Source organism: Rhodoligotrophos sp. CJ14 (genome assembly GCF_038811545.1).
Taxonomy (GTDB): Bacteria; Pseudomonadota; Alphaproteobacteria; order Rhizobiales; family Im1; genus Rhodoligotrophos; species Rhodoligotrophos ferricapiens.
Window position 1 is genome coordinate 2,737,510 of the sequence record NZ_CP133319.1, and the last position, 23,550, is coordinate 2,761,059.

The 23,550-nt window shown below is 61.4% G+C and carries 23 protein-coding genes and 1 pseudogene; 6 read left to right on the plus strand and 18 right to left on the minus strand.

All coding sequences use genetic code 11. From position 1 onward, the window contains the following. Window positions 1-258: 258 nt before the first annotated feature. From msrA to RCF49_RS12760, 5 genes are all read right to left on the minus strand, one after another. Window positions 259-771, minus strand: coding sequence for a peptide-methionine (S)-S-oxide reductase MsrA (gene msrA, locus RCF49_RS12740; protein ID WP_342640259.1), 513 nt, complete (start codon window positions 769-771; stop codon window positions 259-261). Beyond that, window positions 768-1,217 (minus strand): peptide-methionine (R)-S-oxide reductase MsrB, encoded by a 450-nt coding sequence (gene msrB, locus RCF49_RS12745; RefSeq protein ID WP_342644194.1) that lies wholly within the window; start codon window positions 1,215-1,217, stop codon window positions 768-770. The genes msrA and msrB overlap by 4 nt, the downstream gene beginning before the upstream one ends. A 197-nt stretch (window positions 1,218-1,414) precedes the next feature. Continuing rightward, on the minus strand, window positions 1,415-2,236 hold the full coding sequence (locus RCF49_RS12750) for an SDR family oxidoreductase (protein WP_342640260.1): 822 nt from the start codon (window positions 2,234-2,236) through the stop codon (window positions 1,415-1,417). A 12-nt stretch (window positions 2,237-2,248) separates the two neighbouring features. Next, window positions 2,249-2,878, minus strand: coding sequence for an FMN-dependent NADH-azoreductase (locus tag RCF49_RS12755; RefSeq protein ID WP_342640261.1), 630 nt, complete (start codon window positions 2,876-2,878; stop codon window positions 2,249-2,251). Between the two features lie 86 nt (window positions 2,879-2,964). After that, window positions 2,965-3,510, minus strand: a complete 546-nt coding sequence (locus RCF49_RS12760; protein ID WP_342640262.1) for a carboxymuconolactone decarboxylase family protein — start codon at window positions 3,508-3,510, stop codon at window positions 2,965-2,967. A gap of 170 nt (window positions 3,511-3,680) precedes the next feature. On the opposite strand from RCF49_RS12760, the gene RCF49_RS12765 reads away from it, so the two are divergent. After that, window positions 3,681-4,400 carry a DUF1993 family protein gene (locus RCF49_RS12765; RefSeq protein WP_342640263.1) on the plus strand — a complete coding sequence of 240 codons (720 nt, stop codon included), beginning with the start codon at window positions 3,681-3,683 and terminating at the stop codon, window positions 4,398-4,400. Window positions 4,401-4,521: 121 nt separating this feature from the next. Here the strand turns inward: RCF49_RS12765 and RCF49_RS12770 are convergent, their stop codons facing one another. The 11 genes from RCF49_RS12770 to RCF49_RS12820 form a co-directional block, all read right to left on the minus strand. Then, complete coding sequence (locus tag RCF49_RS12770; protein WP_342640264.1) at window positions 4,522-5,268, minus strand: ABC transporter permease; 747 nt, start codon at window positions 5,266-5,268, stop codon at window positions 4,522-4,524. Beyond that, complete coding sequence (locus RCF49_RS12775; RefSeq protein WP_342640265.1) at window positions 5,265-6,200, minus strand: ABC transporter ATP-binding protein; 936 nt, start codon at window positions 6,198-6,200, stop codon at window positions 5,265-5,267. Before RCF49_RS12775 ends, RCF49_RS12770 begins: the two co-directional genes overlap by 4 nt. After that, window positions 6,193-7,368, minus strand: a complete 1,176-nt coding sequence (locus RCF49_RS12780) for an ABC transporter permease (RefSeq protein WP_342640266.1) — start codon at window positions 7,366-7,368, stop codon at window positions 6,193-6,195. Before RCF49_RS12780 ends, RCF49_RS12775 begins: the two co-directional genes overlap by 8 nt. 97 nt (window positions 7,369-7,465) lie before the next feature. Continuing rightward, on the minus strand, window positions 7,466-8,374 hold the full coding sequence (osmF, locus tag RCF49_RS12785) for a glycine betaine ABC transporter substrate-binding protein OsmF (RefSeq protein ID WP_342640267.1): 909 nt from the start codon (window positions 8,372-8,374) through the stop codon (window positions 7,466-7,468). A gap of 625 nt (window positions 8,375-8,999) precedes the next feature. Beyond that, on the minus strand, window positions 9,000-9,731 hold the full coding sequence (locus RCF49_RS12790) for a peroxiredoxin-like family protein (protein WP_342640268.1): 732 nt from the start codon (window positions 9,729-9,731) through the stop codon (window positions 9,000-9,002). Continuing rightward, window positions 9,728-10,663, minus strand: a complete 936-nt coding sequence (locus RCF49_RS12795; protein ID WP_342640269.1) for a LysR family transcriptional regulator — start codon at window positions 10,661-10,663, stop codon at window positions 9,728-9,730. The genes RCF49_RS12790 and RCF49_RS12795 overlap by 4 nt, the downstream gene beginning before the upstream one ends. A 199-nt stretch (window positions 10,664-10,862) precedes the next feature. Beyond that, window positions 10,863-11,609 carry a ferredoxin reductase gene (locus tag RCF49_RS12800; RefSeq protein WP_342640270.1) on the minus strand — a complete coding sequence of 249 codons (747 nt, stop codon included), beginning with the start codon at window positions 11,607-11,609 and terminating at the stop codon, window positions 10,863-10,865. Continuing rightward, the gene (locus RCF49_RS12805; RefSeq protein WP_342640271.1) at window positions 11,602-12,207 is read right to left on the minus strand and encodes a sulfite oxidase-like oxidoreductase; all 606 of its coding nucleotides are present in this window, start codon (window positions 12,205-12,207) and stop codon (window positions 11,602-11,604) included. The genes RCF49_RS12800 and RCF49_RS12805 overlap by 8 nt, the downstream gene beginning before the upstream one ends. 257 nt (window positions 12,208-12,464) lie before the next feature. Beyond that, on the minus strand, window positions 12,465-13,382 hold the full coding sequence (locus tag RCF49_RS12810) for an NADP-dependent oxidoreductase (RefSeq protein ID WP_342640272.1): 918 nt from the start codon (window positions 13,380-13,382) through the stop codon (window positions 12,465-12,467). A gap of 125 nt (window positions 13,383-13,507) precedes the next feature. Continuing rightward, window positions 13,508-13,912 carry a host attachment protein gene (locus tag RCF49_RS12815; RefSeq protein ID WP_342640273.1) on the minus strand — a complete coding sequence of 135 codons (405 nt, stop codon included), beginning with the start codon at window positions 13,910-13,912 and terminating at the stop codon, window positions 13,508-13,510. Window positions 13,913-14,001: 89 nt separating this feature from the next. Next, window positions 14,002-14,508, minus strand: a complete 507-nt coding sequence (locus RCF49_RS12820; protein ID WP_342640274.1) for a DUF3788 domain-containing protein — start codon at window positions 14,506-14,508, stop codon at window positions 14,002-14,004. Between the two features lie 487 nt (window positions 14,509-14,995). Here RCF49_RS12820 and RCF49_RS12825 point away from each other — a divergent pair, with 487 nt between their 5' ends. The 3 genes from RCF49_RS12825 to RCF49_RS12835 all read left to right on the plus strand — a co-directional run bounded on the left by RCF49_RS12825 (window position 14,996) and on the right by RCF49_RS12835 (window position 20,764). Further along, entirely contained in the window at window positions 14,996-16,195 is a 1,200-nt protein-coding gene (locus RCF49_RS12825) for an efflux RND transporter periplasmic adaptor subunit (protein ID WP_432807401.1), read from the plus strand. Then, window positions 16,192-19,365 carry an efflux RND transporter permease subunit gene (locus RCF49_RS12830; protein WP_342640275.1) on the plus strand — a complete coding sequence of 1,058 codons (3,174 nt, stop codon included), beginning with the start codon at window positions 16,192-16,194 and terminating at the stop codon, window positions 19,363-19,365. The genes RCF49_RS12825 and RCF49_RS12830 overlap by 4 nt, the downstream gene beginning before the upstream one ends. Before the next feature lie 208 nt (window positions 19,366-19,573). After that, window positions 19,574-20,764, plus strand: coding sequence for an ABC transporter substrate-binding protein (locus tag RCF49_RS12835; RefSeq protein ID WP_432807402.1), 1,191 nt, complete (start codon window positions 19,574-19,576; stop codon window positions 20,762-20,764). 85 nt (window positions 20,765-20,849) lie between these two features. On the opposite strand, the pseudogene RCF49_RS22475 reads toward RCF49_RS12835, so the two are convergent. After that, window positions 20,850-20,924, minus strand: a pseudogene (locus RCF49_RS22475) (hypothetical protein); the annotation flags it as partial. After that, window positions 20,921-21,820, minus strand: coding sequence for a LysR family transcriptional regulator (locus RCF49_RS12845; RefSeq protein WP_342640277.1), 900 nt, complete (start codon window positions 21,818-21,820; stop codon window positions 20,921-20,923). The gene RCF49_RS12845 and the pseudogene RCF49_RS22475, both read right to left, overlap by 4 nt. Window positions 21,821-21,935: 115 nt before the next feature. On the opposite strand from RCF49_RS12845, the gene RCF49_RS12850 reads away from it, so the two are divergent. Both RCF49_RS12850 and RCF49_RS12855 read left to right on the plus strand, forming a co-directional pair. Beyond that, window positions 21,936-22,868 carry a ring-cleaving dioxygenase gene (locus tag RCF49_RS12850; RefSeq protein WP_342640278.1) on the plus strand — a complete coding sequence of 311 codons (933 nt, stop codon included), beginning with the start codon at window positions 21,936-21,938 and terminating at the stop codon, window positions 22,866-22,868. 49 nt (window positions 22,869-22,917) lie between these two features. Then, window positions 22,918-23,523: an alpha/beta hydrolase gene (locus RCF49_RS12855; RefSeq protein WP_342640279.1), complete on the plus strand. Its 606-nt coding sequence runs from the start codon at window positions 22,918-22,920 to the stop codon at window positions 23,521-23,523. Window positions 23,524-23,550 lie beyond the last annotated feature (27 nt).

Below are 23,550 nucleotides of genomic sequence, written 5' to 3' on the forward strand. Positions count from 1 at the left end.
GGGTGCGCCAACTCTCCGAGGGTTGGCTGAACGGGCCAGCGCGTTGGCTCCCCCGATCTCATTGACGAGTGAACCAGGATCGATCGCGATTCACTCCCTCCTGATCATGCGACGAGCCGCCGAAGTGCTTGATGAGGCGATCTGCTGCGAGGCCAATTTCCTGATGGTTCGAGCTCTGGTGCAGACAGCCCCGCAATTCCCATCTCCACGATTCCTCCGTCAGCGGCTCGCGGCGTCGCGCCTCGAGCCGCAGATTTGCTAGGCGGCAGCGCCGCCTCTGTGCGGCAACACCCAGTTCGGACGTGGAAAATGACAGGTATATCCGTGCGGAATACGCTGGAGATAGTCCTGGTGCTCGGGCTCCGCCTCCCAAAAATCACCGGCTGGTTCGACTTCGGTGACGACCTTTCCAGGCCATAATCCCGACGCATCAACGTCTGCGATCGTATCGAGCGCAATGGCCTTCTGCTGATCGCTGGTGAAATAGATCGCCGAGCGGTAGCTCGTGCCACGGTCGTTTCCCTGACGGTTGAGCGTCGTCGGATCATGGATCTGGAAAAAGAATTCGAGCAATCGGCGATAGGTGATCTGCGAGGGATCGAAGATGATCTCGATCGCCTCGGCATGCGTGCCGTGGTTGCGATAGGTCGCATTCGGCACGTCACCACCTGTATACCCGACCCGGGTCGAGATCACGCCCGGCAGCTTGCGGATGAGGTCCTGCATGCCCCAAAAGCAGCCACCGGCCAGAACTGCGCGTTCGGTCGTCATGAGATGTCCTCCACCTGGTTGAGATATTCACCATAGCCCTGCTCCACCATCTCGTCGCGCGGCACGAAGCGCAGCGAAGCGGAATTGATGCAGTAACGCAGGCCTCCGCGATCGCTTGGTCCGTCAGGGAAAACGTGGCCGAGATGGCTATCGCCATGCCTCGAACGCACTTCCGTACGGACCATACCGTGGCTGGTGTCGCGCAACTCCTTGATGTTTGCGGGTTCGATCGGCTTGGTAAAGCTCGGCCATCCACAGCCCGACTCATATTTGTCCGACGATGCAAACAGCGGTTCACCTGAGACGATATCGACGTAAATGCCTGGTTCTTTGTTGTGGAGAAGGGCACCGGTTCCTGGACGCTCGGTTCCACTCTGCTGGGTCACCCGATATTCCTCAGGCGACAGCCTCGCGATCGCAGCTTCTGTTTTGGTGTACGCTGCCATAGTTTTCTCCTTTGAAATCCTGCCATACAAGATGGATACGCGAGCCAAAGTGTCCAATGCGTCGCGACTATCGTTTCGATGACCAACGGCCTGCGCGCTGGCGCTGCCCTTCATCGAGAGTAACTCCTCCTAGCCAAAGTGGCTGCCGCGCTCTACCCCTGGCTAAACATGCGATTCCCGCGGGCGAACCGTAGCCGTCATTGCTTGGGTTTGCTGATCGTCGGCGCCGCGGCGCGCGGAGTTGACGCGACCGCCGGTGCATGACCAGGGTTCTTGTGCGAGCGGCGTAACCACTCTTCGAGATTGAGGCGGCCGAGACGCGCCTCGCTTAAAGGTACGAGCGACTTTTCTTGGAGTCGTCCGCCGAAATATCGAGCTTCGGGATCTTTCACGACGTTCCGCGGGTCGCCGACAGCCTTCAAATAGCGAGCGATGATCTCGTTGAACTCCGCCCGTTCCGGGCCCGCGATCTCGACGATCCCATTTCGCGGATTATCCAAGGCCACTTCGGTGACGATGGCTGCTACGTCGTCGGCCGCGATGGGCTGAAGCAGGCTCGGGGCTATCCTGACCATGGTTCCATCCGTACTCGCATCGGCGATCGCGCCGAGGAATTCCAGGAACTGGGTCGAGCGGATGATCGTGTAGGGGATACCGGACGCCTCGACCAGTTTCTCTTGCGCGACCTTAGCGCGGTAATAGCTTTGGTCGGGGACGCTGTCGGTTCCCACGATGGATAGCGTGACATGGTGGCGAACGCCCGCCGCGGTCTCCGCCGCGACGAGGTTTCGGCCGGAGGTCTCGAAGAAATACAACACTATGCTTCGGTCGAATAACGGCGGGTCGGAAACGTCGATTACAACCTGCGCGCCGGCCATGGCTCCTGCGAGCCCTTCGCCAGTGACGGTGTTGACGCCAGATTTGGGCGACGCGGCGACGACCTCGTGGCCGCTCTCGCGCAGAAGGGCGACGGTCTTCGAGCCAATCAAGCCAGTTCCGCCGATGACAACGACTTTCATGGGCAGCGCTCCTTATGTCGCCGGACATGGGGCCTTCGCCAGGACCGTCAGGTCGATTGCCGCGAGCGCTTTCGCCCTCGCGAATGTGGCCTGGTCCTCAGCGAGAAATGCCGTGGCCTGCAACGGGAAGAATTGCAGAGTTTTCAGGCCAATGGAGCCCAGCACCACCGATAGATACGGCGTGAGGAAATCCGGCTGGTTAGCTCGATCGCCGCTAAAGGTGCCACCGGAAGCCACGCCGATAAACACCGGACGGTCGCGCAGCATGCCCACCTTCCCAGCCGGCGTGGACATGAAGGTGCGATCGGCGCGTAGGATTTGGTCGATCCACGCCTTGAATACCGACGGAACCGTGAGGTTGTGCATGGGCGTGCCGATGACAATCCCATCGGCTGACTCGACTTCCCGGATAAGCATCTCCGAAAGATCGAGCGCACCCTCCAGTGGCGCCGCCAACGTGGCCGGCGACGACAGCGTGGTCGCATAATCAGGCGCGGCATGCGGCAGAGGATCGGAACCAAGGTCTCGCCGTCTTACGCTCGCGCCAGGCATGTGCTCAAGAAGCATCGCGACGATCGCGGCTGAGAGCTGGCGGCTGTGCGATTCTGGGCGCGGGCTGCAATCAATATGGAGAATGTTCATGCGATCGGTCCCAATGACTGTACAAACGCTCGCATCACCCGCCTCCAAGGCGGCTCGAGGGTCGGTCGATGCGGGCGGGACAGGGCTCAGACCGAGCCAGCCGGCGCAACGGCGGGAAAATCCTGCTCGGGATCGAACACGTTGTTGAAAAAATTTGTCAGAGAATACATGGCCACCAGCGCGACGATCTCCATGACGTTCGCATCCGTGTAGCCGGCATCGCGGACCGCCTTCACATCGGCATCACTGACCTTGCCGCGGGTCTCGATGACCTTGCGTGCGAACTGGACCGCGGCATCGCGCTTGGGATCGCTCGCATGCCCCTTCCGAGCAAGCATGATTTCATTGGCCGGCAGCTTGGCCATATGCTCGGCCGTGAAACTGTGAACCGTCAGGCAGTAGTTGCAGCCATTCACTTCGGAAACAGCAAGGCCGATGCTGTCACGCGTCTTCACGTCGAGCGCCTTGCTCAAAGAGCCGAGCAAGGTGGCCCAGGCGTTGAACGCGATCGGGCTCTGCGCGAATGTCGCCATCATATTCGGGGTGAACCCGATGCTCTTGGTGAACGCATCGAGAGTCGGTTTGGAATGCGCCGGCACCTGGTCGGGTTTCAGAGCTGTAGCTCTTGGCATTCTAGTCTCCGCAATACTGATTTACTGACAGTCACACGAGATCCAGCGGACTGCCTCGTCGCGCTGGCGTTGCCGCTCGGTCCCATGGGTGAAGGGACAGGTTGGCGTACAAGAGTGTTTCGCTTTATGCCGATGAGGCCAAAATAGGATCGCCGAAACGCGATCGTCTAATGACCTTCGGCTATGGAATCGATGCCGTCGACCGGACTCCAACGCTGCGAGAAGGCCTGACGCGGAGGGTTGGCAAGGGCCGAGTTCACGACCTGCGCCCATTGCAGGGCGTTATCGTAACGATACGCCTCAGGCATGGCCTTCAAGCGTATTATCGCTTCACCCACGGTCTGTCGTGCGAGGTCGCCATGTCCTTTTCAGTCTACGAGATCACCGTTCCGGCCATGCTGCATGGCCTCAGAGTTCACGACGACTACCTCGACCACGCCCAGAGGCTCGAGCGCTCAAGAGGCCTCGCGCCGGGCGAGGTGCTGCAAGCTGCGCTCGCACCGGACATGTTGTCCTTCGGCAAGCAGTCCAGCATATCTTGCAACAAGGTGGAGGCGCATATGTCCAAGCTCATGCAGCGCGATCTGCCGGCCCCGGTCGAGCCCGCGATGACGTATCCGGCACTGAAGGGTCGTCTGCTGGAGACGCGTGGTTTCCTACAGGCGATTGAGCCAAACATGCTCAACAGCGCCCAGACCCATACTTATGATATAAAGCCGACGATTGCGCATGGCTGGTATGGCGGCGACGATTACATCCGGCACCTCGTGATCCCAGACTTCTTCTTTCACGTCGCGATCGCGCACGCGATCCTTCGACACCTGGGCGCCCAGGTCGGCAAGCGTGACTACCTCGGCAACCTCAGCCAGCAGAGTGGCGGCTATTCGTGACGACGAGGAGGACGGGAACCACCGGCCCTCATCGAGTCCTCACCGGTTGAAGGCGGAGGCGGCATCCTCGAGGGTCGAGATATGGGCGATGTTCGTCCGAAGTCGGCCATACGTGATGGCATCATGCCCGTTTGCTCTGCCCCGTGCGGCGCATCAGCCGACCTTCGAGCGCCGACAGCGCGTCGTAGATCAGCACTGCCATAATTCCCACCACAAGCCCGCCCTGCGCGATGAAGGCAAGGTTATTGGAGAGCAGACCCGCGATGATCACCTCGCCCAGTGTCGACGCGGCGACAGTCGAGCCGATGGTGGCGGTGGCGATCGAGATCACCACCGAGAGGCGGATACCGGCAAGGATCACCGGCGTGGCGAGCGGCAGCTCGATGCCGAATAGGCGCTGCCCTTCGGTCATGCCCACGCCGCGCGCCGCCTCGGTGATGGTAGGAGGCAGGCTGGTGAGCCCGGTCAGCGCGTTCTCGAAAATCGGTAAAAGGCCGTAGAGAAACAGCGCGACCAGCGTCGGCGCTGCGCCGAAGCCAAGGACCGGCACGGCCAATGCCAATACCGCGACCGGCGGAAAGGTCTGGCCGATATTGGCGATCGAGCGGCTGAGCGGCAGGAATTCGGCGCCGAAGGGTCGCGTCACCAGCACGGCGAGCCCGATGGCGATAACGGTCGCAATTACGGTGGCGATGGCGACGATGGTGAGGTGGCTGAGTGTGAGGTTGAGCAGCGAGTTCTGCGTGTAGATGGCCGGCTGGGTGTGCTGGGTCAGCGGCTGGAACACCCACGCAAAGCTCTGTGGCGTCACCACGAAGGCGACGAGCAGCGCGAGGACGACCAGCCTTATGATCAGCCCGGGCCTCATCGCGGTTGTTCGGCCCGCAGGGCGATGTCGTCGCGCCGGATACGGCCGATCACGGTGCCGGTCTCGTCGGCTACGGGCAGCATGTCGCGGCGGGTCCATAAGAGCTGGGCATAGGCGTCGCGCAGGCTCGCATCAACGCCAATCGGCTCGCCGTCAGCCGGGCCGGCTTCAACCAGCTCCCCGACCTTTAGCAAGGAGAGCAGCCGGAACGGACGGTCGCCGCCGATCAGCTCTGCCACGAAGGGCGTTGCCGGCTTGGCGATGATTTCCGCAGGCGGCGCGTATTGCAGGAGCCTGCCCTTGTCCATCACGGCGATGCGCGAGCCGAGGTGGATCGCCTCCTCCATATCGTGCGTGACGATCACGATGGTGGTGCCGAACCGCTTCTGGATTGCGAGCAGGTCCGACTGCGCCTTACCGCGGATGATCGGATCGAGCGCTCCGAAGGGCTCGTCCATCAGCAGCACGCTGGGCTCGGCGGCGAGGGCACGGGCAACGCCGACGCGCTGCTGCTCGCCGCCGGAGAGGGCGTTCGGCAAGCGGTCGCGGAACTGCGCCGGCGGCAGCTGGAACAGCTCCAGCAGCTCGTCGACGCGAGCATCGATCCTGGCCTTGTCCCAGCCTATGAGCTTGGGCACGGTGGCGATATTCTCCGCGACCGTGCGGTGAGGGAAAAGTCCATGCCCCTGGATAGCATAGCCGATGCTGCGCCTCAGAATATGAGCCGGCACCGCGCGAGTGTCCTTGCCGTTGATTCGCACGGTGCCGGAGGTCGGTTCGATCAGCCGGTTGATCATGCGCAGCAGCGTCGTCTTTCCCGACCCGGAGGTGCCGACCACAGCCGCGATCTCGCCGCCATTGACCGTGAAGGATACCTGATCGACGATGAGCAGCCCGTTATAATTCTTGGTCAGCCCCTGAATCTCAATCACGACGTTCTTCCCTGGTTGAGACCATCTCAACGATAGCGTCGAGCACGATGGCGGCGGCGAAAGCTAGCGCCACGGTGGGCAAGGCGCCAAGCAGTACCAAGTCCATCGCGGTCTGGCCGATGCCCTGGAACACGAAGACCCCAAAACCGCCGCCTCCGATCAGTGCGGCAATGGTGGCAATGCCGATATTCTGAACGAGAACGATGCGGATGCCGGTGAGGATCACAGGAAAGGATAGCGGCAGCTGCACGCCGATCAGCCGCTGCCAATCGGTCATGCCCATGCCCTTGGCAGCATCGTCAGCGGCGGATGGCACGTTCTCGAGACCGACTACCGTGTTGGCGACGACCGGCAGCAACGAATAGGCGAAGAGCGCCACCAGGGCCGGCGCGGCACCGATGCCGGAAATGCCGATCGCAGCGGCAAGCGGCACATTTGCGGCGACCCATGCGAGCGGCGCGATCAGAAGGCCAAACAATGCGATTGAGGGGATAGTCTGGACGACATTGAGCACGTTAAGCACCGGGTCACGCCAAGCCGGTCTGCCGTGCAGCAGGATGCCAAGCGGCACACCGACCACTGTCGCCACGGCGAGCGAGCCGAGCGCGAGGGCGAGGTGGGTCTGGGCCTCACGCCAGAAGGTAGCCCCGCGATTGGCATATTCGCGCAGGATCGAGAGATCGTTGAGCGTGCCGGAGGCGAGGAGCCCGGCAAAGAAGATCGCGACCGCCGCGAGGACGCCTATACGCATGAGAGGGGAAAGCTCCAGCCGCACGATGGCGTCGGCGGCGAGCAGCGCGAAGGCGAAGATCAAAAGCCAAAAGCCGGAGCCCGGCGAGACGCGGGCGATGCGGTCGCCTTCCGGGGTGAGGAAGGTGCCGGCGTGCCCGATGGCGATGAACAGCACCGCGAGGAGCGCGAGGCTGGCTGCGAGGCGCCACAGCACCGGGGTCTTGAAAAGCCCGACGAGGATGCAGGCGGCGATGGCGAGGCTGAGGAGCGCGGCCTCCCAGTCAGGGAGCGCGGCGAACAGCCCTTTGTTCTCGCCGATCACGATGCGATTGGCGCGGAAGGCGGAGAACGGAAGGAAAGTGGCGATACCGGCGATGGCGGCGATGAGCACGCCGAGCTTGTCGACTCGGACGCGGCGGAGAGCGGTCGCGGACATGTCGGTCACGTCAAGATAAGCAGATCAAGTCGCATGGCCAGACATTAGGGGTGGACCGTCGTCCTGCCCACCCCAAAATGCAATTGATAAGAGCGGCTTACTTCAGGAAGCCGCTCTGGGTCAGCCAGTCGATCGCGACATCCTTGGCGGCTTCACCACCGACCTGGATGCGGCCGTTGAGCTCCTGGAGCGTGGCGAGGTCGAGCTTCTCGAACACAGGTTTCAGCAGCTCCTCGATCTGCGGGTTCGCCTGCAGCACGGATTCACGGATGATCGGGGCGGGCTCGTAGACCGGCTGCACGCCTTTGTCGTCGGCCATCACCACGAGTCCCGAAGGAGCGATGCCGCCATCAGTGCCGTAGACCATGGCGGCGTTGACGCCGTTAGTCTTCCGGGCGGCTGCGGCGATGGTCGCGGCGGTGTCGCCGCCCGACAGCGTCACCAGCTGCTCCGGCTTAAGGGTGAAGCCGTAGACTTCCTGGAATTTCGGCAGCGCGGCCGGGGAGGAGACGAATTCTGCCGAGGCGGCCAGCTTGAACTCGCCGCCGCCGGCGATATAGGCGCCGAGCTCGGAGAAGGTTGTGAGATTGTTGGCTTCGGCGACATCTTTGCGAACGGCGATGGCCCAGGTGTTGTTGGCCGGTGCGCGGGTCAGCCAGACGATCTTGTTGGCCTCGTAATCAAGCTTCTTGGCCTCACCATAGGCCTTGGCGGCGTCGGTCCAGAGCGGATCGTCGGCCTTTTCGAAGAAAAACGCGGCGTTGCCGGTATATTCTGGGTAGATGTCGATCTCGCCGGCAATGATCGCCTGGCGCACCACCGGAGTGCCGCCGAGCTGGATTTTTTCAGTCACTGCAACGCCGTTGGCCTGCAGCACTTGGCTGATGACGTTGCCGAGTAGCCCACCCTCTGTGTCGATTTTGGACGAAACGACGACCTGCGCGTTGGCCACAGACACCGTGATCGCCAGCGCCGCGACAATTCCGAGCAATCTGGTGGGAAGCATGACGGTCTCCTTGTTGCTCCGGCCCACCAATGTCCTTGCGGCCGGAATTGGTGCCCAACCGATATGGCCAGACGGCGATACTAAACCACGCCCCGCCACTCCGGTTCTCGGCATACAGCTCGACGGCCCCGACATCCTCAAATGCAGGAGTGGTTCGGGGGACGCCCTCCGTACCGATCATGCTTATTCTGCCTTGAAGATAGAGTATGGGCTAGGCGAGCGTCTAATGACCTCCGGCTATCAAAACGATGCCATGAGGATCGAAGCTGAAAGTGTTTCAATCTGTCGCGACCAATGCACTGGCCCATCGAAAGGTCTGAATCTTTGGAATAGGACTTCGAATCGGCGCTCGCCGCGATTCAGAGCGGCTACAGCGAAGGCGTATATAAGGGTCTGCGATACGGTGTCACGGTGCGGACGTCTCGTGATGGAAAGCGGACCAGTCTGTTCGCGCGAGCGCTCGCAGGTGGCGATCTGATCAGCTTCAACCTTTACCGGCTGAACTCGGGAGAGACGTCTCTGCGGCCCTGCGAAATGTCGGTTGAGAAAGTCGTGGCGTTTGTTCGCGGGTTTGTTCCCGACCTTCCAAAGTCTTGAGCAGCGGTGCACCGTCTCGCCATTTCGGCTAGGACTTGGAAGCGACTTGGCGCAGCGATTCCAAGATTTGCGCCGGCTCCTCCCGTATCGTGAAATCCGGTTCGACGAACGCGCTACGGATCCGACCCTCCGTATCGATGACGTAAGTTGCGGGAATGGGCAGCATCCAGACCGGCGAGCCGTGCCGCGCACCAAAGTCGAAACCGAGTGCGGAATAGTGCGCCTTCGTCTCGTCGGGCACTCGAAACAATACGCCATAGGATACGGCAACGCCGTAATCCACGTCGGAGAGCACCTTCAGGTCCAGGCCCAGGCTCTGCTTGAGCTGGCGCGGGAAGTCCCTTGTCTCGGGCGTTACCACGGCGAGGGTTGCCCCGACGCTCTCGAACTCATCTTTCGCGGCCTGCAGCGCGCACAACTCGGCGGTACAGAATGGACACCAGCCGCCTCTGAAGAAACTCAGGACGAGGGGCCCGTCATGGCGCAATTCTTCGGAGGAGTGGAGACGGCCATCAGCGTCCGGAAGGAGGAAATCCGGGGCGATGTCTCCGACCTTCAATGCATACGATGCTACGCCTGTTTCGCGAAGCCAACCTACGAGGTGGTTGTATGACTCCCAGTCCGCGGCGTTGAACGTCGTCAACAGCTCCGAGCGAATTTGGGCCAGTGTCTTGTCGGTCTGGTTTTTCATCGGTCGGACGTCACGCTGCGGCTCGGTTGGATGATGCCGGTTGGCCGGCGGCATGAGTGTTGCGGTCATCCGGCGCGCCCCGCGCCTTGCGCTAGCTTCGCGTGTGGCACGCCGCGGTGGGGAAGATCAGTTGACCAGTCGCGAAGTCGCGCGACCTTGACGAAAGCGTCCAGCGCCGGCGAGTAGCGGCGGCCCTGCACGGCCAGCAATCGGACTTCCCGCGAGACCTGATCTCCTTCAAGCGGGATGGTCTTGAGCGCTGGTAGGCGCGGCATGTGCTCGGGTGCGAGCATCACGCCAAAGCCAGCCGCCGCCATATGCTGCAGGTGAATTTCATGAGCGCTGCAGTGCCCCAAATGGGGCGGCTCCTTTGGGAAATAGGTCTGTTTGATCTTTGGAGCAACGTCGCATCCGGCGCGATCCAGCAAGATGGTGTCTCGGAGGTCGTCGATGCCGATCGAGGGACGATTTGCGAGCTGGTGCGTTGGCGCGAGAACCGCGACATAACGCTCTTCGAACAGCGTCCAGCCGTCGATGCGAGCGGGCATGTCCTGCACATCCCCGACCATGGCGGCGTTAATCTCTCCCTCCAGCAAGAGATCGACGAGCTTCTCCGCTACACCTTCGCGCAGCTCGACATGGAGCCCGGGCACGAACTTCGCGATCTCCACTATCGGATCGAGGACAAGCGACGCCGAGATGGAGGGGGCGAGGCCGATCCTCAATGGGGCGACCTCCTTGCGTTTGAACTCTTGGGCTCGGCGACGCACTGCCTCCGCCGAAGCCAATGTGCGTTCCAACATCGGAAGGACTTCCTTTCCAAGGTCGGTAAGCTGTGTGAGCTGGCGCTCGCGGTAAATCAACTGGCCGCCGAGCTCCTGCTCAAGCTTCTGTACCCCCTTGGTCAAGGCGGGCTGGGTGACATTGCACTGCTCGGCCGCGCGCGTGAAATTGAGCGTGGACGCGACGGCGAGAAAATAGCGAACTTGATGAAGTTCCATGTGTTTTCTCCGTCAAGTTGCTGCCGACTTATACTGGCGAGGCAATGCGCTCGACGGCGTATCGGGCCCGCTGCAACAACGGGAGAGATGCCACTTGCACGTATGCGTTGGAAGGCCGGGTCTACTGGTTTGGACGCTCGGACACGCTTTCTGGAACCTCTGAAAGCGATCTAGAGCAGCAAGCGACAGTCATGGTCTTTCAAGCGCCGTAGCGTTCGGTCTTGATCAACCTGGAATCCAGTCCCAATGCGAGTGCGGCATCCGCCGCTATGTTGACGAAGGCATTCGATCCACACACAAAGACGCCGCCGGGAGAGACAGGCAGCCGCGCCGCGACGTCGGCGACCATCGCCGCGTCGATCCGCCTGCTGAAGTCGCTGCCGCGCACCGCCGGCTCGCGCGTCAGCGTCAGGGCGAGTGCGAAGTCGGGCAACGACGTCTCAAGCCCGAGAAGCTCGTCCCTGAACAGCACGTCGGCCCACGTCCTGGAGGAGAGCAACAGCGCAACGGGTACGGGTTCGGCGCTGGCTTTCCTGTACCGGATCATAGCCATGAGCGGCACGAGGCCGGAACCCCCGCCGATCAAGAGCACAGGCTTCTCGGTCGGCTCAGGCCAGAGGAAGTGTCCGCCAAGCGGCCCGCGAAGGTCGATCGTGTCTCCGACCTCGGCGATGTCGTGGAAAAACGGCGAGACCTCACCGTTCACGAGGCGCTCGATCGCAAGCTCGATCACGTCCGAACCGCTCGGGGCCGATGCAATCGAGTAGCTGCGTATGGCCGTGTAGCCGTCAGGCGCAGTAAGGCGGATATCGACGTGTTGGCCGGCTCTGTAATCGAACGGTTCCGTCAGGCGGAAAAAGAAGCTTTTGATGGTCGGCGTTCTCGCCGCGATCTCGACAATCGTGCAGCTCTGCCAGCGCGCCGTCGCGGCAAACACATCAGTCATTCGTATAGCGCTGCTCACGCCACGGGTCGCCATACACGTGGTATCCGCGCAGCTCCCAGAAACCGGGTTCATCACGATTGGTGAACTGAAGCCCGTTCACCCACTTTGCCGATTTCCAGAAATAGAGATGCGGCACCACCAGGCGCGCCGGCCCTCCGTGATCACGCGGCAGCGGCTGACCTTCGTAGTTGAGAGCGACCATCGCCTTTCCCGTCACAAGATCCGCAAGCGGCACGTTTGTGGAGTATCCGTCGTAGCAATGCGCGAGCACGAACGGAGTGGGCGCGCTAAGGCCGGCATCCGCGAGAATGTCGTCAATGGTCACGCCCTCCCAGGCAGTATTGAGCTTTGACCACGAGGTTACGCAGTGAATGTCTCGTGTCATCTTGCTTCGAGGAAGGGCGTTGAACTCCGACCAGCTCCAGATTTTGACCGGACGAGGGCCGATCTTGAGCGTGAAAGTCCAGTCCGTGGGTTCGATCCTTGGCGTGGGGCCGGCGGTAAGCACCGGGAAATTGTCGACGAGATGCTGTCCCGGGGGAATTCGGTCCGATAGGTCCGAGCCGGATGGGCGGCCTGTGAAACCACGAGTGACCATGGCGAACTTCCTCCGTCAGTGGTAAGAGAAACGTCGCTCCGCACAAAACGCTAAACTGTCATGTGCCGAATGAGCAAGGTGTATTGGCCAAGCATGAAATTCGTTGCGGCGAATGGGAAATGACGTCGCGCCATGGAAACGATAGCCGGGCGTTATGATGGCCGTCCGGCATCTGCACCGACCTCACAGGATCCGGCGCGCGGGTTTCGTGCTTCCATCGCCACAGACTCTGCAAGAGTGCCGTCGCGATGCCAGTCTCATTGACGAACGCGGATGATCGTCTTCCCGCTGATCCGCTGGGTCGGATTGAAGGCAGCGACGGCATCGTCGAGGGTCGCGATCTTGCCGATGTTCGTCCGCAGCCGTCCTGCACGAACTCGCTCGATGATCTCACTCAGTTGGGTGCGATTGGGCAGGACAACGAAATCGATCGTCAAGCCGTCAGCGGGCCGCGCCTCAGTCGGCCCGGCGATGGTCACCAGCTTTCCTCCGGCTCTAATCAAGCGTGCGGAGCGCATCCCGATATCGCCGCCGATGACGTCGAAAACCAGATCAACTGAGCCAATGTCTTCAAGGACATCGTTCTCGAGGTCGACGAACTCCTGTGCGCCGAACTCCAGCGCCTTATGACGGTCAGCAGCGCGTCCGGAGCCGATGACGTAGGCGCCGAGCTCACGTGCGAGCTGTGTCACCATCGAACCGACCGCGCCGGCCGCGCCGTGCACGAGCACGCTCTGCCCGGACTGAAGCTGACCATGCTCGATCAGCCCCTGCCAGGCGGTCAGCCCAGGCATCGCCACGCCTGCGGCCACCGTGAAGTCGACGTCGCCCGGCAGCGGCGCGAGGTTGCGCGTCTCGATGGCGATATATTCCGCGAGGCTGCCCCCGCGGTATGAGTCTGTTAGACCGAATACGCGCTGTCCGACCGACAGCCCTCGGGTGCCATAGCCGAGCGCTGTGACCACTCCGGCCAGCTCCTGCCCGGGAATAACCGGAATGCGCTCGCGGCCGAGACGATCAGTCCAGGTCGAGGGCCAGGTCAGCTCACCCGAGGTGAAGCTGGAGGCATAGACCTGAACGACGACATCGTTAATCGCTGCTTCCGGCTCGGGCCGGTCCACGAGCTTCATCCCGGCTGTTCCCGCCGCCTGATCCGTCACCACGATCGCTTTCATCCGTCGCCTCCTCGCAGGCAAACGAAAGTAGGCCGGCGAAAGTCGACGGTCCAATCACCCCCGGCTATCGAAACGATGCCATTCGGAAAAGGACACCCGGTCGCTCGAGCACGTCAGGATGTGCGTCAGGCATTCGCGATCAATGAGGCAATATCCTCAAGCGACCGCCGGCTGAAGTCCTTCGCCAGCTCGCCAATGATCTTGCCTTTCAGGTCGCGGTCGAGAAGCTTGCGCATCTCTCCCAGCGTCCTCGGATCGGTGACAAGGACCAAATGCTCTATGGTCCCGTCCAAGCTCAGCGTGTTGAGGAACGCAGCCGTCGCCGCGACGAAATCCTCCTTTATTACCCGCTTGTCGTCGGGATTGGCGGAGCCGGTGTGGTGGCGCGCCCCCGATCCCGCGTTTACAGGCGCAAGCGCACCCGGCGTTATCTCGACCAAATGCACCCCGGGTTTCACGCCTGTATTGTGGAAAAGGCGTAGCGTCTCACCGTCGGCGACTGCCACTGTCGTACCAGTAGGTAGAATCAACCGAAGGTCTCCTGTCGACGCTCCCGCATAAACGCGGCCGCTCCAGATACTTGCGTGCCGTCGCTCTGCGGCGCCTGTTGGATAGCATTCTACGCGACATCCGACCGCGTGACCGTGGAGGGCCGCTTGATAGTCAGAAGCTCCGTCACATCATGCAGGTCGTCTGCGGAAGAGATCGCAACTGTCAGCCATTTCCCGTCAATGTATGTTTTGGTTTCATCGTAGAGCTTGACCAGCTGCGGCCGCCAGGCATAGCGACGCGACTCGAACTTCTCTCGCTCTGCCCTCCCCATGACGACGACAACCGAAAACTGTCTGTATTCCGGCAGGAAAGTGCAGAACGCCTTGGTCTTCTTGTAGCGCAGGGACCAACCGCGTTTCTTGCCCCCATACAGCCAATCCGGCGCGAAGACGCCGGGGTAGAACGCCTCGATCCAGTCCCGCAGCTCGGTCCAATACTCGAAAGTCTTCGGCCCAATCCAGTCGCGGACAGCGCTGTCACTGGGCGGTGCTGATTTGTCGGTGATCCTGTCGCCGACCCGGGAGAGCGTCTCGCCGTAAGCGACTGCTACTGTCGTATCGGTAGGTAGAACCAAGCGAAGGTCTCCTATTGACTGGCGCGGCTAAGGAACAACGCGGCGAATGACTGGTACCGCCTGTACATCAGCCTGCGGCATCTCCCTCAAGCTTGGGACTTCGACTGAATGAAAGAAAATCACCTTTCACCATGGAGTCGATAGCCGACCGTTATCGGAATGGCTGAAAGCCGCTTGGCACACTGTGGTGGGAAATCTGGCGCTTCCTTCCGCGAGGACGCGCTCGAGCGGACCTAATTACCGCGAAGAGGTCAGGCATGCCGCGGCGCGACGAGCGGCAATAACGATCGTCTATCGACTCCATGGCGAGAGGTAATTTCCCTCGCCAGTGGCGCAAAGTACTCTCCAAACGGCGTCGTATCGAGACTTTGGGTGGCGCGACCGACGCGGACCATGATCTCGACCCATCCAAATCAACTGCAACATACTAGGTTCTAGGGAAGACAAATTGAGCGCGATTGACAGAACGGAGCATCCGGCTCCGGCAATCCGGCGCGATCGCGGTTCGTTTCGCCGTCTTGCACCATGCGGCGGCGCACCGATCGCTATGCTGTTGGCGCTGGCGCTCGCGGGCTGCAACGAGGAGGCGCAATCGCAGGCGGTCCCGCCTCCCCCGCCGGTGACGGTGGCGCAACCGGTCAAACGGACCATCACCGATTGGGACGAATTTACAGGTCGCTTCGAGGCGATCGAGGAGGTTCAAGTCCGTGCCCGGGTCGGCGGCTTTATCGACCGGGTAGAGTTCAAGGACGGTGCGATCGTCCAAGCTGGTGATCTGCTTTACGTCATCGATCCGCGCCCGTTCGAAGCGGTCGCACTAGAAGCTGAGGGGCAGCTTGCCGACGCGCGTGCCAAGGGTGAGCTTGCCAAGCGGGATCTGGACCGCGCACTGAACCTCGTGCAGACCAGTGTGGTCTCCGAGCAAGCCGTCGATCAGCGCCGTCAGGCGCTTCAGGCGGCGCGTGCAGCCGAGATTCAGGCCAAAGCCGCGCTGACGGCCGCGCAGCTCAATGTCGAATTCGCCCATGTGGTGGCGCCGATCACCGGTCGCGTCAGTCGTCATCTGGTGACCCCGGGCAATCTCGTCCAGGGCAGCGAGGGCGGCGCAACGCTCTTGACCTCGATCGTATCACTCGATCCGATCTACATCTATTTCGACGTGGACGAGGTGACCTATCGGCATAGCAGCCGGCTGTGGTGGTCCGAAGGGCTGCGGCCGAGCTCGCGCGAGAGGCCGAGCGCGGTGCAGGTGGCGCTGGCCGGCGAGCCAAAACCCTCGCACGAGGGGACGATGGACTTCATCGACAATCGTCTGGACGGCTCGACTGCGACGCTGAGTATCCGCGCGATCATCCCGAACAAGGACCTTTCGATCCTGCCCGGTCAGTTCGGCCGGGTCCGGATCATCGCCTCCTCGCCCTACGAGGCGCTGCTGATCCCGGACACCGCCATCGCCACCGATCAGTCGCGCAAGATCGTGTTCGTGGTCAAGGAAGACAACACGGTGGAGGCAAGGCCAGTTGTGCTCGGGCCGCTCGATGAAGGGTTGCGTGTGATTCGCGAAGGTCTCAAGCTGGAAGATCGCATCATCGTGGACGGGCTGCAGCGCGCCCGAGTGGGCGCCAAGGTGGCACCCGAATTGGCGCAAGCTCCGGCAGGCGACAAGCCGGCAGGTGCCAAACCATGAATCTCGGCAGGCTTTCGATCAACCAGCCCATTCTCGCGATGGTGTTGTCGATCGTGCTCGTGATCGTCGGCGCGATTGCCTATCCGACGCTACCGGTCTCGGAATATCCGCAGGTGGTGCCGCCAACCGTCACGGTCACCACCCAATATCCCGGCGCCTCGGCGCAAACCGTATCTGACACCGTCGCCGCCCCGATAGAGCAGGAGATCAACGGCGTTGAGGACATGCTGTATCTCTACAGTCAGGCGAGCTCCAACGGCCAACTCAGAATCACCGTAACCTTCAAGCTCGGCACCGACCTCGACAAGGCCCAGGTGCTGGTGCAGAACCGCGTCGCGATCGCCGAGCCGCGGTTGCCCGAGGAAGTGCAGCGCAACGGTGTCATCACGCGCAAGAACTCGCCCGACAACCTGATGGCCGTGTTCATGCTGTCGCCCGACGACACATTCGATCAGCTATACATCTCCAACTACACATTGCTGCAGGTCCGCGATCAGCTTTTGCGGATCGATGGTATTGGCGAAATTCAGATGGCCGGCGCGCGCGAGTACTCGATGCGGCTGTGGCTCGATCCTGACCGGATTGCCAATATCGGTCTGACATCGAGCGAGGTGCTGGCTGCGATCCGTGCGCAGAACCTGCAGATTGCAGGCGGCCAGATCGCGGAGCCGCCGATCGCCGATCGTGCGTTCCAGCCGAACCTCGTCTTCACTGGTCGTCTCAAAAATATCGGGGAGTTCGAGGACATCGTGGTGAAAGCCGGCTCCGATGGTCGTATCGTGCGGCTTCGTGACGTCGCCCGCATCGAGCTCGGTGCGCTGTCCTACGGCACCGGCAGCCGCATATTGCGCAAATCGGCGGTCGCAATGTTGGTGTTTCAGCGACCCGGATCGAACGCGCTCGAGATCGCCAAAAACATCAAAAACACCATGGAAAGGCTGAAGGCGAGCTTTCCGAAGGGGCTCGACTACAATATCGGCTACAATCCGACCGAATTCATCGCTCAATCAATTCATGAGCTGATCAAAACGGTCTACGAGGCGATGGCGCTCGTTGTCATCGTGGTGCTGATGTTTTTGCAGGGGTGGCGTCCCGCGATCATCCCCATCATCGCGATCCCAGTGTCGCTGGTCGGTACCTTCGCGGTGATGGCCGCCCTCGGATTCTCGATCAATAATTTGACCCTGTTCGGCCTGGTTCTCGCGGTCGGCATTGTGGTCGACGACGCCATTGTGGTCGTCGAGAATGTCGAGCGACATCTCCGACATGGCATGAGCCGACGCGAGGCGGCACTCAAGACCATGGAGGAAGTCGGCGGCGCGCTGGTCTCCATCGCGCTGGTGCTTTGCGCGGTGTTCGTGCCGACGGCCTTTCTGGGCGGCATTTCCGGAGAGTTCTTCCGGCAATTCGCCGTCACCATTGCGGTCGCCACGGCAATCTCATGCTTCTGCTCGCTAACGCTGTCGCCTGCACTTGCCTCGTTGATCCTTGCTCCGCATGAGGAGAAGCGCCCGCCGACGCGCTGGAACATCATCGCGCGAGGCTGGGACGGCTTCACCGCCGCATTCGACCGGGTTTTCGATCGCCTTGCGCGCGGCTACGCCGCTGCCGCGGACCTTGTGATCCGCCATACGGCGGTGATGGTCGTTATTTATCTCGCGCTGATCGGTAGCACCGGCTGGCTTTTGGCCACCACCCCGCAAGGTTTCATTCCTGCGCAGGACCGCGGCTATCTCATCATCTCAGCGCAATTGCCAGGTGCCGCATCGCTGGCGCGGACCACCGCAGTGGTTCGCGAGATCGAGCGAATCGTGCTGGATACGCCAGGTATCGTCCGCATGGGTGCCTTCATCGGCTTCAACGGTGCAACATATACGCAGGCGGCCAACTCCGCGGCATTGTTTCCGGTGTTCGATGACCAGGAGACACGGCTGAGAAAGGGATTATCGGCGAATGCGATCACGGCCGAATTGCGTAAGCGACTCTCGGTGATTCAGGGCGCGTCCGTCATCGTCATTCCGCCGCCAGCAGTGCCGGGTATTGGCACCGGCGGCGGCTTCGCGATCCGCGTCCAGGATCGACGAGGGCGCGGTCCCGAGTCGCTGGCAGCGGCGACCGACGAACTGGTGGTCGCCGCACGTAAATCGCCAGATCTCACCTCGGTATTCTCACCGTTCTCTGCCAACACGCCACAGCTGTTCGTCGATATCGATCGCGTTAAGGCACAAAAGCTCGGCGTCCCGATCGCAAACGTCAATGACACGATCCAGACTTACTTCGGCTCCACCTATGTCAACGACTTCAACCTGTTCGGACGCACCTATCACGTCACGGCACAGGCCGACCTGCCGTACCGCAAGGAGACTGCCGATCTCGCTCGGCTGCGTACCCGTAATACCGCCGGCAATATGGTGATGCTCGGAAGCGTCGTGAGCTTCAGGGACATCTCAGGACCGGACCGCGTCGCGCGCTATAATCTTTACCCGGCGTCTGAAATACAGGGTGAACCGGCAGCGGGCGTGAGCTCGACGACGGCGCTCGAGACCATCAAGAAGCTCGGCGACGAAACACTGCCGAGCGGCTTTTCCTTCGAATGGACCGATTTGTCCTATCAACAGGTGACCGGCGGTAATGCCGGCCTGTACGTATTCCCGATCTGCGTGCTGTTCGTCTACCTAGTGCTGGCGGCGCAATATGCGAGCTGGACACTGCCATTCGCGGTCATTTTGATCGTGCCGATGTGTGTGTTCGCCGCCACTATCGGCGTGCGCATCATGGGCCAGGACGTCAACATCCTCACCCAGATCGGCTTCGTGGTTCTGGTCGGACTTGCGGCCAAGAACGCAATCCTGATCGTTGAGTTCGCGCGCGACATCGAGCTCGAGGGCAAGTCACGGCGGGCGGCCGTTATCGAGGCTTGCCGGCTTCGCCTTCGACCGATCCTGATGACCTCGTTTGCCTTTATCCTCGGCGTGCTGCCGTTGGTTGTCTCGACCAGTTCCGGCTCGGAGATGCGCCAGGCAGTCGGCGTCGCCGTGTTCTTTGGCATGCTCGGCGTCACGCTGTTTGGCCTGATCTTCACGCCGATCTTCTACATGGTGGTGCGCAACCTCGCGGAAGGTAAGAACGAGGGCAAGCTGGCCCAGATGACAGCGGTGGCCGCGGAGTGAGTTGCGGTACACAGATGCGCGATGAAGCGGAACACGATTTCCATCACCTTCGAGACGCGTTCCGTTGGCCCGTCGGGATTCCGAGTCCGAAGCTGCGGGCCCGGAACGGCAATCCTAGTGCCTTGACCGAAATAGATGGACGAGGGTCGGGAAGTAGGATGATGGCGCATCGATCTTTCCTGAGAAAGACTAGCGGGAGGCCATAATGGTGAAATCGGGATTTTTCGCCGCGGTTGCGGCGTGCACCCTGTCGTTAGCGGCCCCGGCGTCGGCGCAAGGCATCAAGATCGGCATCCTGAACGACCAGTCCGGCGTCTATGCCGACTACGGCGGCAAATATTCGGTCGAAGCCGCGCGGATGGCCATCGAGGATTTCGGTGGCCAGGTGCTCGGCCATAAGGTCGAGCTGGTCACCGCCGATCACCAGAACAGGTCCGATCTCGCTGTCTCGATCGCGCGGCGCTGGTATGATGCCGAGGGCGTCGACATGATCACCGAGCTGACGACGTCAACGGTCGCGCTGGCGGTGCAGGAGCTCTCCAAGCAAAAGAAGAAGATTGATATTGTAGTCGGCTCAGGAACTTCGCGCATCACTGGTGATGCCTGTACGCCGTACAGCTTTCACTGGGCTTACGACAACCACGCGATTGCGGTCAGTACCGGCGGCGCGCTGGTGAAGGCGGGCGGCCATAGCTGGTTCTTTCTCACCGCCGACTACGCGTTCGGCCATGCGCTGGAACAGGACACCAGCGAGATCGTCACCCATGCCGGCGGCAAGGTGGTCGGCTCGGTTCGTGTGCCGCTGAATTCATCGGATTTCTCCTCCTTCCTGCTGCAGGCTCAGAGCTCGAAGGCGAAAATCATCGGCCTCGCCAATGCCGGCCAGGACACCACGAATTCGATCAAGCAGGCGGCCGAGTTCGGCATCTTTCGGCAGGGCCAGAAGCTCGCTGCCCTCCTGATGACGCTCTCCGAGGTTCACGGCCTCGGCCTCGAAGCAGCGCAAGGTCTGGTGCTGACCGAAGGTTTTTATTGGGACCGCGACGACCGCAGCCGTGCTTTCTCTGAACGATTTTTCAAGCGCACCGGACGGATGCCGAACATGAACCAAGCCGGCACCTATTCGGCAACGCTGAGCTATTTGAAGGCGGTGAAGGCTGCTGGCACCAGCGACTCCGAGGCAGTCACCAAGAAGCTGAAAGAGCTGCCGGTCGACGACGCCTTTGCCAAAGGCAGGGTGCTGGCCAATGGCCGCATGGTGCACGATATGTACCTGTTCGAGGTGAAGAGGCCTTCAGAGTCGAAGAAGCCTTGGGACTACTACAAGCTGATCGCGGTGGTGCCGGGCGCTCAGGCGTTCTTGACCGCCAAGGAAAGCGGTTGCCCGCTGACGAAGTGACCAAGCGAGCGGAGATTGCGGGCCAGCATTCCATTGCCGCGACGTCGCCATTCTCGACCGCCTCAATGAACTCGGCGCGATTGGCGAAAGAAAGTCGTCGCCTCCCCCATATGCCGAACCGCTGAGCATAGACAAGATTGTGGACCTTCTTCGCCTTCACAAAGGCTGTGTTTCCTTCACGTAAAGCTCGAAAAAGTCCGAGAATGTCGCCACCCGCAGCGGCAGCTGCTCATAGGGCGGATAATAGAGCGTCAGCCAGATTTCAGGCGTGTTCCAATCGGGCAGGATCTCAACCAGCCGCCCGGCGCGGACGTCATCCTCGATGATGAAGCGCGGCAACAGCGTAATGCCTTCGCCATTGATGGCAAGGCGCGCCAGGAGATCGCCGTTGTTCGCACTGAACCCGCCGACCGCCTTGTGGCTGCGATGGCTGGCACCCCGGGAAAGCTGCCAAACCTCGTACTGCCCCTCCTGGCTGTAGCTCAGACACGCAAAGGCCGCCAGATCCTCCGGGGCCTGCGGCGTGCCTTTGCTGGCAATGTAGTTTGGTGAGGCGACGAGCACGCGCGGCACCGGGCAGATCTTCCGCCAGATGGTGGATTTGTCCGTAGGCGGCCCCGAGATGCGAATGGCCAGATCGTAATCTTCCTCGACAATGTCGATAAAGCTGTCCGCCAGGCTCAGTGCAATATGGGTCTCCGGGTGCAGGGTCGCGAACTGGGACAGCACGGCGGGCAGCACTTTCAGCCCCAGCGACATAGGTGCGCTGATCCGGATGAGACCGGAGGTGATGCCCTGCGCCTCCCGCGTCTCCTCGGCAGCCTCCGCAAGACCCTTCACCAGCGGCGCAATCCGGGCGGCATAGACCGCGCCCGCCGAGGTCAAGGACACTTGGCGGGTTGTACGCACCAGCAACTGGACGTCTAGCCTTGCCTCCAGCCCTGCGATCGTACGCGTGACGGAGGCGGGCGTCATCCCGAGCTGCTGCGCGGCCCTTGTAAAGCTCCGCTGTTCAGCAACCGCCAGGAACACACGCAGGGATTCGAGTTCACCCATCACCGGACCATTATTGCTCCATATGCAATAAACAATGCCACATTATGAATATTCTCTCGCAGCGTCTACGCGCTTAGGTGTTGGCCAACCGATTACCGAGAGACAGGAGCGCGCTATGCTCACCCAGATTCAAGGTCTGCACCACGTCACCTCGCTGGCCGCAGATGCTCAACAGAACAATGACTTCTTCACGAAGCTGTTGGGCCTGCGCCGGGTTAAGAAAACCGTCAATTTCGACAGCCCGGATGTCTATCACCTGTATTATGGGAACGAGGTCGGCGCGCCAGGCACGATCATGACCTATTTCCCCTTTCCGCACATTGTGAAGGGCCGCCCGGGCGCGGGCGAGGTCTCCGAGACCGTTTTTGCCGTGCCCCAGGGCTCACTCGGCTACTGGAAGAACCGCTTGGCCGCCCACGATGTCCGCGGTCTCATGGAACTGAAGCGCTTCGGCGAGAAGCGGCTGCGCTTCTTCGGCCCCGACGGCGATGGTTTGGCGCTGGTCGAAGTGGATGGCGATAGCCGCGTCCCGTTCGCAGGCGGCCCCGTCCCCGCTGACGTCGGTGTGCATGGCTTCCATGGGGTGACCATGCGGCTGCGGGAAAAGGCAGCCACCAGCGAATTGCTGAAATTCATGGGATATGAGGAGGTCGATCATCGGGACGCCCTTACCCGCTACAACAAGCCAGGGGGAAACGGGGCTGATTTTGTTGATCTCGAAGAATTGCCGGGAGCTGCGCCCGCCCGGCAAGGAGCAGGCTCGGTGCACCATGTCGCATTCGCAGTCGAAAACCGCCAGGTCCAGCTCGAGGTGCGCAAGGCGCTTATCGACACCGGCTATCACGTCACTCCCGTGATCGATCGCGACTACTTCTGGGCGATTTATTTCCGCACGCCTGGTGGGGTCCTGTTTGAAGTGGCCACCAACGAGCCGGGCTTTGATCGCGACGAGGATAGGGCTCATCTCGGTGAAGCGCTGAAGATCCCTTCCCAGCATGCTCACCTGCGCGCCCGGATCGAGCAGACCCTCACCCCGATCACAGATTGATGGGAGCCCGCCGGCTTCGGCTGGCGGGCCGCTTCACAAGGATGCCCTCATGTCGCTCACCGCTTATCACCACTTCGCCAAGGCACCAGTCCCTGGTGCGCCACTGGTCTTTGCCTTTCACGGCACCGGCGGTGACGAGCATCAGTTCACCGACTTGGTCCAGGAGATCCTGCCCAAATCGGGCATCATCGCGCCACGCGGCGATGTCTTGGAGCATGGCTCCAATCGCTTTTTCCGTCGCACCGGAGAAGGCGTCTACGACATGGATGACCTGGCTGCCCGCACCGAGAAAATGATCGGCTTTATCCGCGCCCACAAAGCAGAATATGAGGGGCTGCCGGTCTATGGCCTGGGCTATTCCAATGGCGCGAACATTCTGGCGTCGGTCGTTCTCAATGCACCGCACCTGTTCGATCGCATCGTGCTAATGCACCCGCTGATCCCCTGGAGGCCAGAACCAAATCCGGGTCTGCGGAGGCTCGAGATGCTGATCACCGCGGGCCGACGAGATCCGATTTGTCCGCTGCCCGTCACGCAGGCATTTATCGACTTTCTCAAAAGCCAGGGAGCTGACCTGCAACTTATTCTTCACGATGGCGGCCACGAGGTCCGACCAGAGGAACTCGTGGCCATCAACACCTTCCTGAATTCATGAGATTGTGGATCTCGCGAGTGTCCCTCG